Source organism: Nonomuraea sp. CX421 (genome assembly GCF_059358955.1).
Genome location: NZ_JCADBK010000010.1, coordinates 124,837 through 137,231, shown reverse-complemented (window position 1 = coordinate 137,231; position 12,395 = coordinate 124,837). Strand labels below are relative to the sequence as shown.

14 protein-coding genes are annotated in these 12,395 nt (G+C 71.2%); 9 read left to right on the top strand and 5 right to left on the bottom strand.

The features are described 5' to 3' along the window. Positions 1 to 58 precede the first annotated feature (58 nt). The 3 genes from AC5L3X_RS20015 (at position 59) to AC5L3X_RS20005 (ending at position 2,772) form a co-directional block, all read left to right on the top strand. Positions 59 to 697 carry a nucleotidyltransferase domain-containing protein gene (locus AC5L3X_RS20015; RefSeq protein ID WP_494858712.1) on the top strand — a complete coding sequence of 213 codons (639 nt, stop codon included), beginning with the start codon at positions 59 to 61 and terminating at the stop codon, positions 695 to 697. Positions 698 to 758: 61 nt separating this feature from the next. After that, positions 759 to 1,484: a nucleotidyltransferase domain-containing protein gene (locus AC5L3X_RS20010; protein ID WP_494858710.1), complete on the top strand. Its 726-nt coding sequence runs from the start codon at positions 759 to 761 to the stop codon at positions 1,482 to 1,484. Positions 1,485 to 1,668: 184 nt separating this feature from the next. Then, complete coding sequence (locus AC5L3X_RS20005) at positions 1,669 to 2,772, top strand: ABC transporter substrate-binding protein (protein WP_494858708.1); 1,104 nt, start codon at positions 1,669 to 1,671, stop codon at positions 2,770 to 2,772. A gap of 273 nt (positions 2,773 to 3,045) precedes the next feature. Here the strand turns inward: AC5L3X_RS20005 and AC5L3X_RS20000 are convergent, their stop codons facing one another. Further along, entirely contained in the window at positions 3,046 to 3,972 is a 927-nt protein-coding gene (locus AC5L3X_RS20000; protein ID WP_494858707.1) for a GNAT family N-acetyltransferase, read from the bottom strand. Positions 3,973 to 4,108: 136 nt separating this feature from the next. On the opposite strand from AC5L3X_RS20000, the gene AC5L3X_RS19995 reads away from it, so the two are divergent. After that, a complete protein-coding gene (locus AC5L3X_RS19995) occupies positions 4,109 to 5,170 on the top strand; it encodes a hypothetical protein (protein WP_494858705.1) in 1,062 nt (353 codons plus the stop codon). A 10-nt stretch (positions 5,171 to 5,180) separates the two neighbouring features. Then, positions 5,181 to 5,702 (top strand): hypothetical protein, encoded by a 522-nt coding sequence (locus AC5L3X_RS19990; protein ID WP_494858704.1) that lies wholly within the window; start codon positions 5,181 to 5,183, stop codon positions 5,700 to 5,702. A 373-nt stretch (positions 5,703 to 6,075) separates the two neighbouring features. Here the strand turns inward: AC5L3X_RS19990 and AC5L3X_RS19985 are convergent, their stop codons facing one another. Next, positions 6,076 to 6,864 (bottom strand): class I SAM-dependent methyltransferase, encoded by a 789-nt coding sequence (locus AC5L3X_RS19985; protein ID WP_494858702.1) that lies wholly within the window; start codon positions 6,862 to 6,864, stop codon positions 6,076 to 6,078. A gap of 145 nt (positions 6,865 to 7,009) precedes the next feature. Here AC5L3X_RS19985 and def point away from each other — a divergent pair, with 145 nt between their 5' ends. From def to AC5L3X_RS19965, 4 genes are all read left to right on the top strand, one after another. Then, positions 7,010 to 7,534 (top strand): peptide deformylase, encoded by a 525-nt coding sequence (def, locus tag AC5L3X_RS19980; RefSeq protein ID WP_494858700.1) that lies wholly within the window; start codon positions 7,010 to 7,012, stop codon positions 7,532 to 7,534. Between the two features lie 74 nt (positions 7,535 to 7,608). Beyond that, a complete protein-coding gene (locus tag AC5L3X_RS19975) occupies positions 7,609 to 8,025 on the top strand; it encodes a CBS domain-containing protein (RefSeq protein ID WP_494858698.1) in 417 nt (138 codons plus the stop codon). Between the two features lie 9 nt (positions 8,026 to 8,034). Then, on the top strand, positions 8,035 to 8,373 hold the full coding sequence (locus tag AC5L3X_RS19970) for an MmcQ/YjbR family DNA-binding protein (protein WP_494858696.1): 339 nt from the start codon (positions 8,035 to 8,037) through the stop codon (positions 8,371 to 8,373). 168 nt (positions 8,374 to 8,541) lie between these two features. Then, positions 8,542 to 9,093: an RICIN domain-containing protein gene (locus tag AC5L3X_RS19965; protein WP_494858694.1), complete on the top strand. Its 552-nt coding sequence runs from the start codon at positions 8,542 to 8,544 to the stop codon at positions 9,091 to 9,093. Between the two features lie 125 nt (positions 9,094 to 9,218). On the opposite strand, the gene AC5L3X_RS19960 is transcribed toward AC5L3X_RS19965, so the two are convergent. The 3 genes from AC5L3X_RS19960 to AC5L3X_RS19950 form a co-directional block, all read right to left on the bottom strand. Continuing rightward, a complete protein-coding gene (locus AC5L3X_RS19960; RefSeq protein WP_494858692.1) occupies positions 9,219 to 9,881 on the bottom strand; it encodes a response regulator in 663 nt (220 codons plus the stop codon). A 6-nt stretch (positions 9,882 to 9,887) separates the two neighbouring features. After that, positions 9,888 to 11,030, bottom strand: coding sequence for a sensor histidine kinase (locus AC5L3X_RS19955; protein WP_494858690.1), 1,143 nt, complete (start codon positions 11,028 to 11,030; stop codon positions 9,888 to 9,890). Between the two features lie 160 nt (positions 11,031 to 11,190). Beyond that, entirely contained in the window at positions 11,191 to 12,378 is a 1,188-nt protein-coding gene (locus AC5L3X_RS19950) for a cytochrome P450 (RefSeq protein ID WP_494858689.1), read from the bottom strand. Between the last annotated feature and the right edge of the window lie 17 nt (positions 12,379 to 12,395).

The window sequence follows — 12,395 nt, the reverse complement described above, 5'->3', positions numbered from 1 at the left end:
CGATCAGACCAGCGCCGCCGCGGTACGCGCAACCCCCCGCGCCTGCCAGGGTGAGAGGGTGAGCGATGATCTGATCTTGTCCGTGGTGACGGGCTCGCGGGCGTACGGCCTGGAGACCGGCGGCTCCGACACCGACCGGCGCGGGGTGTTCGTGGCGCCCACGCCGGACTTCTGGCGGCTGACCAAGCCGCCGACGCACCGCGACGGCCCGCTGCCCGAGCAGTTCTCGTGGGAGGTGGAGCGCTTCTGCGTGCTCGCCCTCGACGCCAACCCGACGGTGCTGGAGTGCCTGTGGTCGCCGCTCGTGGAGGTCGTCACCCCGTCCGGGGAGCGGCTGCGGGAGCTGCGGGGGGCGTTCCTGTCGCGGCGCGCGCACGAGACGTTCGCGGGCTACGCCGACGCCCAGTTCCGCCGCCTCGACCCGGCGGCGCCCAGGTGGAAGCAGGCCATGCACATGATCAGGCTGCTGCTCGGCGGGCTGCACCTGGTCCGGCACGGCGACCTGGAGGTGCGGGTGGGCCCGCACCGCGACCGGCTGCTCGCCATCAGGCGCGGCGAGGTGCCATGGGCCGAGGTCGACGCCTGGCGCCGCGCCCTGAACGCCGAACTGGCCGCCGCCGACAGCGTGCTGCCGGCCGCGCCCGATCGGGCGCGGGTGGAGGATTTTCTCGTCGACGTTCGCCGGGACCATCTGTGACCCTGCCTGCCGGGCTGCCCGCCCGGCCGCCCATCGGTTGCCCGGCTCGTTGCCCGGCTGGTTGGCTGAGATCCCCGGCGAGCAGCCGCATCCCCTGGTGTTCGCGACGGTCAGCGGGGCGCACCTGTACGGCTTCCCGTCCGCCGACTCCGACGTCGACCTGCGGGGCGTCCACCTGCTGCCGGTCGAAGAGGTCGTCGGGCTGCGCACCGGCCCCGGCACGCTCGACCGCACGTGGACCCGCGACGGCGTCGAGGTCGACCTCGTCACGCACGACCTGGCGAAGTTCTGCGGGCTGCTGCTCAACCGCAACGGCTACGTGCTGGAACAGCTCCTGTCGCCGCTGGTCGTGGCCTCGTCGCCGCTGCACGAGGAGCTGATCGCCCTCGCGCCCGCCTGCCTGACCCGCCACCACGCCCACCACTACCTCGGGTTCGCCCGGACGCAGTGGCGGCTGTTCGGGAAGACGGGCGAGCTGAAGCCGTTGCTCTACACGTTCCGGGTGCTGGCGACGGGCATCCACCTGATGCGCACCGGCGAGCTGGTCGCCGACCTGACCCGGCTGTTCCGGTACGGGCCGCCGTACCTGCCGGAGCTGGTCGTCGCCAAGCGTGAGGCCGAGCACGGGCGGGCGCCGCGCGTGCCGGCGGCCGATGACGACGTGGCGCGGCTGACCGCCGAACTGGAGGCGGCCAGGGACGCGTCCCGGCTCGCCGAAACGGGCACGGCCACCGGGGCGCTGCACGATCTGGTGGTGCGCGCCCGGCTCGGCCGGTCCGCTACCTGACGTGGCGTCCCGAATCCGGTGCGGGCCATCCATGACGTGACGCGATGTCCGGGCCGGATCTGTCGCGGCGTCCGGGCCCGACCTGACGCCCGCGTCCGGGCCCGACCTGACGGACCGCCGTTGGGCAATACGCTGCGATTCGGGCAAACGGCCACCGAATCGTCACACGGGAGAACGCCAACGCATGGATACGCCACCTGGAGCCGAGCGGACCGACGGATCATCCGTCCGAATCGGAGCTCTCGTTCCGTTGACTCGGCCCGGCTGGGTCGAGGCGGGCCGGCACGTGCTCGCTGGACTCGAACTGGCCGTTCGCGACGTCAATGACGCCGGCGGGATCGTCGGAAAACCAGTCGAACTGGTGGTCCGAGACACCGCGGCCGATCCGCGGAAGGCCGCGGCGGCCGTGGACGAATTGGCTCGCCTGGGCGTGGCCGCCTTGGCGGGGGAATACCACAGTGTCGTCGCCCGCGCCGCCGCCGCCAGGGCCGACGCTCTCGGCCTGCCGTTCCTCTGCTCGTCGGCGGTGCTCGACGCGCTCACCGAACAGCCCACGGAATGGGTCGCGCGCCTCGCCCCGGCGCAGTCCCACGGCTGGCAGATCTACGCGGACTTCCTCCTCCGCGCGGGCCACAGCCGGATCGCCGTAGCGGCCGAGCCGAGTGTCTACTGGGCGTCCGGGGCCCGTATTCTGCGGGACTATCTCGCCCCACGCGGCGGCACCGTCATCGAGCTCGACATGCGCGCGCTCACCCCCACGGCCGTGTGCGACGAGCTCGTCGGCGAGCGCGCGACAGCCCTCCTGCTTCTGGTCGGCCTCCCGGAGCCGGCGGTGTCGATCGTCAGGTCCGTCCGCCGCGACCGGCGTCTCGCCGAGATCATGATCGGTGCTCCGGCCGGGCAACCGGAGTTCGCCGAATGGGCGAGGTCGCTGGGCGACGAGGGCGCCGCGATCCCGTTCCTGCGCTACCTGCCCGAGCGCCTCAGCCCACTCGGCGCACGAGTCGAGACCGCCCTCCGCGAGCGGCTGGGCGAAGCGCCCTCCTTCGTCGCCTTCGAGGGCTACGACACGGTCGCCGTCCTCGCCGACGTCCTGCGTTCGCACGGCGCGGACCATGCGCGGATCGCCGAATCCTGGCCGCGCGTCGCGGTCGAAGGCACCCGTGGGCGGATCCGGTTCTCCCGGACGCCGGGCATCAGCGTCTGGCAATGGGCTTGGACCCCGGTCCAAGTCGTTGATCGGGATCCGGCAGAACCCGGTCGCTTTCGGATCCTCCACTCCGGCTGAGAGCGTGGAGGTCTGACCGCCCGGATCTGTCCGAACGTGATACCAGGGTCGTGGCGCCCGTGCCGGTCTTGGCCGCTCGTTGATGGCTGCGACCGGCACGGGCGGGTGATGGCGAACGGCGAGCTTGGCGGGCCGTGTGGCGGCCGGCGCCGGTGGCGCCTGAGCCGGGTGATCCCGCACTCGTGATCACCTACGGCCCTGATCCGCTTTCGCGGCAGGCTCTCCAGTCCGCTCCTAGTGGGCGTGATGGTCCGTGGTCACGACTGTGGACCTTCACGGCTGTGCGGACAGGACCAGTCTGATGGCGAAGATGTCGTAGCCGGCTCGGTCGAAGGCCCGGGCCATCGGGACGTTGGTGACATCGGTGTCGGCGACGATCCGGGCGGCGCCGCGCTCGGCGTGGAAGCGGGTGATCTCGGCCAGCAGGTCGTCCGCGTAGCCGTGGCCGCGATGTTCCGGCACCACGCCGAGGTAGCCGACGACCGGGCCCTGGTTGTTCGCGGACGGCAGCGCGACGCCCACGAGCTCGCCGTCGAGGGTGCAGGCGAGCCGCCACCACGCGCGGTCGCCCGGCATGCTCCGGTAGTCGGCCACGTCCGCACGCGCCTGCGCGTCGCCGTCCATCGTGATCAGCGCCTGCCGGGTGTGCGCGTCGAGCGAGCCGACGGCCACCCGGCGGAACGCCGCCACGAACGCCTCGTCGTCGGGGTCCGGACGGAAGACGAGCCGGTCCGCCGGCCCGGGCAGCGGCGCGCCGGTCGTCCACTGGTAGCGGAGCCGTTCCAGCTCCTCGGTCAGCCCGGCCCGGTGCCCGGCCTCCTGACGCCAGGCGATGGCAGCCGACGACCTCGGGTCGTCCCGCCAGCCCGTCCGCAGGAACACGTGGTACGCGGGCGCCTCGCCGTACGCCTCATGGGCGTGTCGCAGCAGGTCGGCGGCGAGGCCGACGCGGTCCTCGACCGACGGGTGGACGTAGAGGCAGTCGAGCGCGAGCGGCCGGTCACCGTCGGGGAAGCCCCACCAGACGGCGCGGGCCCTGATCTCGCCGTTCTCCTCGGCGATCCAGACCCGCTCGTGCCGGTACTGGCGGTCTTTCAGGAAGGTGAGCAGGCGGTCGGGGTGGGCCCAGCTGATGGACTCGTCGACGACGCAGCCGAGCAGGCGGTCGAGGTCAGACTCGACCGTGGGACGGAAAAGCACGGTTCCTCCGAAGAGTGGAAACGGACGCGGTGAGCGTCCGGTCGTTGCGGGACATCTCAGCGCCTCCTTTCTTCCGACTTTTCGGGTACGGCCGACTTTAGGCTAAACCCGGCAGGGGTGCGACAGGATAAGTGCCGTGGGCACCTATGACGACACCCTCCCCCTCCAGCCACCCATTCGCCTGCCGGCCACGCCGGAACTGGCCGCGGCCGTTCGCGCCACTCCCCTGGCCGAGGCTCTGCTCCGCTCTGCCGATCCCGCCGCCTCGGCCTCTGGGCCCGGACTGCCTGACACCGTGGAGGTCGACGAGCTGGGTGGGGCCGAGATGATCGAGGTCCTGCGGCACGGGGACGACGAGGAGGTGCTGCGGGTCTGGGAGGACGTTCGCCGACGGGTGCTCGGCGAGGCGCACCTGGTGCGGGTCGTCCGGCTGTTCCTCGGCCGCGAGGCGGCGAGTGAGACGGGGAGTGAGGCGGCCGGCGAGACGCCGGGCACCTCGGCGGGCGGGGTGCCCGGCGAGCTCGTCTCGCTCGGCCTGGCACGGCCCGCGGAGCCGCCCACGCTGACGCCGCTCGGGCTGTGGGCCGGGAGGCAGGTGATCGCCGAGGTGACCGGGCAGGAGATTCCCGTGATGGGGTCGCTCGCCACCGAGGACGCCGCCGCGCTGCTGCACTGCCTGCGCTGCTACCCCGAGCGCGAACGCCTCGAAGAGCTCACCGGCTGGCTGGCCACCCGCGAGAGGGGCAAGGCGGCGGAGGAGATCGGCGCCGCGCTCGTCGAGGCGAGCCCGCTGGGCCGGGCGATCGGCGTGGAACTGCTCGCCACCGACCTCGGCGACGAGGGCCGCGAGGTGCTCGACCGGCTGCTCGGCACGCCCCGGGTGGGAGCCGTGATCGGCGCCCGGCTGGGCCGCGACGATCGCCACCCGGCGCCCGACGAGATCGCCTGGGTGCTGGTGGACATGGCGGCGACGCTGCTGGAGTTCGGCGGGGAGTCGGACGAGGTCGTCGAGTCGGTCGGCATGGGCATGGCGCCCGAGGACCAGGCCGGCACCATCGCGCTGCTGGCACTCGGCGATCATCCGTGGACCGGGCAGGTGCTGCGCGTGTTCATCGACCGGCATCCGGACGCGCAGGTGTCGGCCGCGGCCCGCAAGGCGCTGCGCCGGCTGCACGGACTCGCCCAGGCTCGCGGGTAAGGTCGGCGAGATGACAAAGCACACGATCACCCCGCAACCCGGCGTCATCCTCGGCGACACGTACACCTGTGACTGCGGCCTCCACCTGGCCGACCGCATGACGGCCGAGGTGCACGCCGCCGAGCACCAGCAGTGCACGGTCTGTCTCGGGTCGGCCGAGGAGCTGCTGGCGCCGGATCTTTCGCGTGGCTGTACCGCCTGTGCCGGGACCGGTGGCCGGCGTGAGCAGATCACCTGGCAGCTGGCCTACACCGAGGCCGAGCAGCTGATCACCATGAGTGTCGTGCGGGGTGTGGTGGGTGAGCTCGACGGGCCCTTCCATCTGTCGCAGGTCGCCGATCTGGTGCGGGCCGGGCTCGGGCTGCCCGCCGGGCGGTTGCCCGTCGGGCCGCGGGTGCGGGATCTGTTGCTGGAGTTGCAGGCTGCCGGTGAGATCGCCATGTTGTCCGCGCCTGATGAGCTCATCGACGGCACCGATGTCGTGCTTTATCGGGATCCGCAGTGGCAGCGGGTGCGGTCCTTGGGGGTTTGACGGGGTTGTGCGGGCTTGTGCGGGCTTGTGCGAGTGCCGCGGAGGCGGGTGGGCGTTCCGGCCGACCGCGATTGCCCGGGGTCTGGTGATGTTCGCCTTCGGCCTTGTTCCGGGCGCGGGGGTACCTGGCACGGTCTTAAGTCGGCCGGAACGCCCACCCGCCTCCGCTTCACTGCCCCCGCCGTCCTGTCTGCCCGCCGCAGAACGGGCCGGGGTCCGTCGCCTGGCTTCTCGCCGATGCTGAAGCGCCCGTTTCCGGCCCTTGGCCTGCTCGCCGTAGCTGAAGCCGTCACTTGCCGGCACAGTGCGGGCCGGGCGCCGTATTTCTACGTTTGATGACATCCTCAGAGCGCAGGTCGATCCAGCGAACAGGTCAGGCCGTGCAGAGGATCTCGCCGTGGAGGATGGAGAGCCAGCCGTCGGGAGTCTCGGACCACTGGAGCCAGGCGTCGGAGATGCGGCGCAGGGTGGCGGGGGTGGCCGCGCCGGAGGCGAGGGCCTGATCGGCCAGGGCGGAGTGCAGGATTCGGTCGGCCCACATGCCGCCCCACCATGCCCGGTCTTCCGGAGTGGCGAAGCACCAGGTCGATGAGGTGGCGGTGGGGTCGGTGAAGCCGGCGGCACGGGCCCAGGAGAGCAGTCGCCGACCGGCGTCCGGCTCGCCGCCGTTGGCCCGGGCGAGCCGCTGGTAGAGCGCCATCCACTCGTCCAGCGCCGGGAGGCGGGGATACCAGGCGAACGCGGAGTAGTCGCTGTCCCTGGCCGCGACCAGGCCACCCGGCCGCGTCACGCGGCGCATCTCGCGCAGGGCCAGGACCGGGTCGCCCAGGTGCTGCAGGACCTGGTGGGCGTGGACCACGTCGAAGGTGTCGTCGGCGAACTCCAGTGCGTGCGCGTCCGCGACGGCGAAGCCGGCGTTGGCCGTGCCCGCGAGCCCGGCCCTGGTGAGCGCCAGCGCCTCCTCGGTCACCTCGCACGCCGTCACGTGGCTCACCCTGGTCGCCAGATCGGCCGTGATCGTGCCGGGGCCGCTGCCCACGTCGAGCAGTCTCGTCTCCGGGGTCAGGTGGGGCAGCAGGTAGGCGGCCGAGTTGGCGGCGGTGCGCCACCGGTGTGAGCGCAGCACGGACTCGTGGTGGCCATGCGTGTATACAGCGTCCATCAGAACTCCCTGTCCCGGTAGGTGCCAGGACTCTACTCCTTGTCTCAATATAAGAGAAGATTTGTATCAATATACGAGAACATGGCGGTGTCCTGCTACGCCGTAGACTTGCGGCGACACAGCCCCAACCGGAAAGGCGTTGGTCGTGGGAGAGGTCCGGCCGATCGTTCACGTGGGCGACCCGGTGCTGCACGCGCCATGCGAGCCGGTGACCAGGTTCGACGACGCTTTGACGGCGCTGGTGGACGACATGTTCGCGAGCATGTACGCGGCCGAGGGCGTGGGGCTGGCGGCCAACCAGATCGGCGTGGCGCTGCGGGTGTTCGTCTTCGACTGCCCCGACGCCGACGACGAGCACCACAGGGGCGTGGTGGTCAACCCGTCGCTGGAGCTGCCTGCGCTGGGCCGGCGCCGGCTGGACACGGGCGAGGAGGGCTGCCTGTCGGTGCCCGGCCAGTACGCCCCGCTCCCCCGTCCCGACCACGCCGTCGTCCACGGTTTCGACGCCCAGGGCGCCCCGGTCACCGTCGAGGGCACCGGCATGCTGGCCCGCTGCCTCCAGCATGAGACCGACCACCTCGACGGCCACCTCTACATCGACCGCCTGCCGGCCAAGCGCCGCAAGCAGGTGCTGGCGGCGTACACGGAGTCACGCGCCCAGAGTGTCTGACTGACCCTCAGCAAACCGGGTAGAAGGGTCCGATCGATGACAAATCGACCGGACCCGCACTCAGGAGGACTCTCATGGCGGACACCGTGGCAGACGTGATGACGGCCCACCCCGCGACGGTCGAGGCCGACCAGTCCGTCGCCGTGGCGGCGGCGCTGATGCGCGACAACGACACGGGCGCCGTGATCGTCAACGACAACGGCCGGATCAGCGGCATCGTCACCGACCGCGACATCACCGTCCGGCTGGTCGCCGACGACAAGGGCCCCGACACGCCCGTGCGCGAGGCCTGCACGCCGGCGGTCGAGGTGGTCGGGCCCGACACCACCATCGACCAGGCCGTCCAGCTCATGCGGAGCCACGCCGTGCGCCGGCTGCCGGTCGTGGAGGACGGACGCGCCGTCGGCATCGTCAGCCTGGGCGACCTCGCGATGGAACGCGACCCGAAGTCCGCCCTCGCTGACATCTCGGCCGCCGAGGGCAACACGTAGATTGTCCGCGTGGTCACAGTCGAGGACGTACGACGGCTCACGTCGACCTTCCCCCGCTCCTCGGAGCACCTCATCAGAGACCGGATCAAGTTCCGGGTGGGCTCGATCGTCTATGTGGCGTTCTCACGCGACGAGTCGGTGATGGGGTTCGCGTTCCCCAAGGAGGAGCGCGCCGCGCTGGTCGCCGCCGAGCCGGACAGGTTCCTGCTGCCGCCGGAGTCCGAGCTGCGCTACAACTGGCTGCTCGTACGTCTGGCCGCCATCGACGAGCAGGAGATGCGCGAGCTCGTCCTGGAGGCGTGGCGCATGGTGGTGCCGAAGAAGGTCTACGCCGCCTACGTCGGCTGAGCCGCGGTCAGCCGCGCGCATCCGGACCGATGAGGCAGATCTTCGAGCCGGCCGCATCAGCGGCAGGGCAGAGCGGCGATTCAGCGGCCCGGCCGATGTGCGCCACCCGGCGGCGAACGGATAGTGGGGACGCACGTTCCCCGCAAGATCCTCCAGAAGGAGAGGTCCATGCCCAAGCCGTTACGCATGATCGCCCTCGCCGTCATGGCGACGGTCCTGGCCGCGACCCCGGCAGCAGCCACCGCCGACCCTGCTCCCGAGCCCGTGCCATGGGACGAATCCGCACTTCAGGCCGCCGGATGGTACGTGATCAAGAACGACAACAGCGGCCTGTGCCTCGACGTCGAGGGCGCCAAGACCGGCAACGGCGCCCAGGTGATCCAGTACCAGTGCAACGGCAACTACAACCAGCTCTGGTACATCGCCGGCGACGGAGCGATCAAGCCCAGGCACGTCTCCTCGCTCACGAGGTGCCTGGCCATCGGCAACAGCAGCCAGGCCAACGGTGCTCCCGCCATCATCTGGGACTGCCTCGGCAGCCCGGGCCAGAAGTGGGGCTTCTACCACCTCGGCGGCAACGTCGGCAAGATCGTCAACGTGAACTCCCAGCAGAAGTGCCTGGCCATCGGCAGGAGCGTGGTCACGAAGGCCGACGCCGTTCTCTGGGAATGCATCGCCACGAGCCCGGGCCAGAAGTGGCGGTTCTACCGCAAGAACTGACCCCGCGCCGAGGCTCTCCGGCGGACCTCCCGGGCCTGCGCCCCGCGCAGGCCCGGGAGGCGCTGAGGAGCGGGCATGCCGTTCCTGACGTCTTGTCCTGCCGGTCATCGGGGGGGCCGCCGCACTCAGCCGGGCTTGATCAGCCCGTTCTCGTAGGCGAAGATCACGGCCTGCACGCGGTCACGCAGCCCCAGCTTGGCCAGGATGTGGCTGATGTGCGTGCGGACGGTGCCTTCCGAGAGGAACATCCGGGCCGCGATCTCGGCGTTGGACAGGCCCATGGCGATCTCGGCGAGAACTTCGCGCTCGCGGCGGCTCAACAGCCCGGCACGCCTGTCGGAGGCGTGCGCCGGGCGCGATGGCTGATGGGTGACGAAGTGGGAGACCAGCAGCCGGGTGGCCGACGGCGCCAGCACGGACTCACCGCGGTGCACGATCTTGATCGCTTCGGTGAAGGCCTGCGGCCCGGTGTCCTTGAGCAGGAATCCGCTCGCGCCGGCCTTGAGCGCGCCGAAGACGTAGTCGTCGAGGTCGAAGGTGGTCAAGATCAACACCTTCGGCCCTTCCGTGGCGCAGATCCGTTTGGTGGCCTCCAGCCCGTCCATGCCGGGCATGCGGATGTCCATGACGACGACGTCGGTTTCGACCTCGGCCAGGAGTTCCAGCGCCTGCTTGCCGTCCGCGGCCTCGCCGACCACGGTGATCTCGGGCTTCCTGCGCAGCACCAGCCGGATGCCGGTGCGGACCAGTTCCTGATCGTCGACGAGCAGCACCCGAATGGTGGTCATGGCGTCCTACGCCCACGGCAGTGTCGCATCGACCTGAAAACCTGCCCCTTCCAGCGGGACGGCGCGGCTGGTCCCGCCGAACATGGCCGCCCGCTCCCGGATGTTGACCAACCCGTGCCCAGGCCCGCCCGGCTGGGCCGGGCCGCCGGAGCGGCCGCCGTCGTCGCGTATGCGCAGGTGCAGCCCGTCGTCGGCATAGCGGAGCATCACCTCGGCCGTGGCCTCCTTCCCGGCGTGCTTGAGGGCGTTGGTCAAAGCCTCCTGCACGATCCGATAGGCCGCCAGCCCCAATCCCGGCGACACCGGGCGGACGGGCCCGTCGATCCGTAACCGTACTTTCAGCGGCAGCCGTTCTACCAGGGTGTTGATCGCCTCGATGCCCGGCTGCGGCGCCATCGGCGCCTCGCGCAACATGCCGACGACCAGCCGCAGCTCAGCCAGCGCGGCCCGGCCCAACCGCCCGATCGCCCCGATGGCCCCGTTCACCTCCGCCAGGTCCGCGTCCAGCAGCGCGGCCTCGGCGCCGTCGGCCTGGATCACCATGGCGCTGACGTTGTGGGCCACGGCGTCATGGACCTCGCGGGCGATTCGCACCCGTTCCTCGGCCACCGCCCGGGCGGCGGACGCCTCCTGCTCGCGCCGCAGCTGCTCGGTCAGATCCACCAGTTGCTGGTTCCGTACGGCCAGCAGACGCATGCCGGTGGCGAAGACCAACACCCAGCCCACCACGAACGTCGCGTTGCCCAGGGCCGACCAGAACGCGCCGGGCAGCCACGTGTTGGCATGCGTCCACTCGATCAGCACCAGGGCGCTGCCGAGCGCCACCGCCCACGGCGGACGGTGCACGGTCACCGAGTACAGCGCCAGCAGCGGGCCCATGTTGTTCTGCCCGTAGTGGTAGCCCAGCTCGTGATAGGTCATCGCGGCAGCGCAGGAGACCAGCAGCACCGTCACCGGCCAGCGGCGGCGCCAGATCAGCGGCAGGTTGACCAGTGCGCTGACCGCCAGGCCGAGCGCGTCGGGCGGCCGGTCCGGCGGCTGGGGTTCGATGAGGGGGAAAACCCACGACCCGACGGTCAGCATGACCGCCACCACCCCGTCCACCAGCAGCGGGTGGCGCCGGGCCAGGGACACGGCCTTAGCATGCACTCGCGCATGCTAGGCGCCCACCGCCATGATCACATCAGCCGCGCGGCAGATCCTCGGGTACGCGTCCTGACGGATGAGCCGGTGTTGGAGCCCGCGAGTGAGACCACGGAGGTCCACGATCGCCTTCGGGCGGGACGGTCAGGGGTTCGGCTCCGTTGCGTCACCAGGTGACCGGCAGGGCGGCCACGCCGTAGATGGTGGCCCGTGGCCGCAACGGCACCTCCTCGGCGGGTACGGCCAGCCGCAGCGTGGGGAAGCGGCGCAGCAGCGCCGGATAGGCCAGCCGCATCTCCAGGCGGGCCAGTTGCTGGCCGAGGCACTGATGGATGCCGTGGCTGAAGCCCAGCTGCTGCCCGGCCTGGCGGGTGACGTCGAAGCGGTCGGGGTCCGGGAAGCGGGCCGGGTCCCGGTTGACGGCCGGGAGGGAGATCGTCACGGTCTCACCGGCTCTGATCGTCTGCCCGGCGAGCGGCACGTCGGCCCTGGCGACCCGGATCGGGCCGATGTGCGTGATGCTGAGGTAGCGCATCAGCTCCTCGACCGCGCTCTGCGCGACGCCGGGATCGGCGCGTACGAGGTCCGCCTGGTCGGGGCGGCACAGCAGCAGGAACGTGCCCAGGCTCAGCATGTTCGCGGTCGTCTCGTGCCCGGCGGTCAGCAGCAGCGTGGCCGCCCCGGTGAGCTCCTCGTGGTCGAGCTCGCCACCGGCGACCAGCTCGCTGAGCAGGTCCTCGCCGGGGTCGGCCCGCTTGCGCCCGACCAGCTCGGAGAGGTAGGCCATCAGCTCGGCGCCCGCGGCGCCCCGCTCTTCGATGGAGTTGTCGAGGTTCACCGCCCGCGCGGTGGTGTCCTGGAAGCGCGAACGCTCGGCGTACGGCACGCCGAGCAGCTCGCAGATCACCAGCGACGGGATCGGCAGCGCGAACGCGCGAACGAGGTCGGCGGGAGCTCCGGCGTGGGCCATCTCGTCGAGCCGGCCGTCGATGATCTCCTGGATCCTGGGCTCCAGTCGCCGCATCTTCCGCATGCTGAAGTGCCCGGTCAGCAACCTGCGGTAGCGGGAGTGCTCGGGGTCGTCCATCGCGATGAAGAAGCCCGGCGGGATCACCAGATCCGCCAGCCCCTCGGGGGGCGCCAGTTCCTTGATCGGCGGCGCGGCGCCCTGCGAGGTGTTGCTGAAACGCGGATCGTCGAGCACCGCGCGTGCCTCGGCGTGGCCGGTGACCAGCCAGCCGGGCCGCCCGTCGGCGTAGGTCATCGGGTGCAGCGGTCCGTGGAGCTCTTTCAGTACGGCCGGAGGCTGGAACGGGTCATCGCGTTCCAGCGGCAGCGTCTTGAGGGTTTCCATACCTGCCAGAAAAGCGC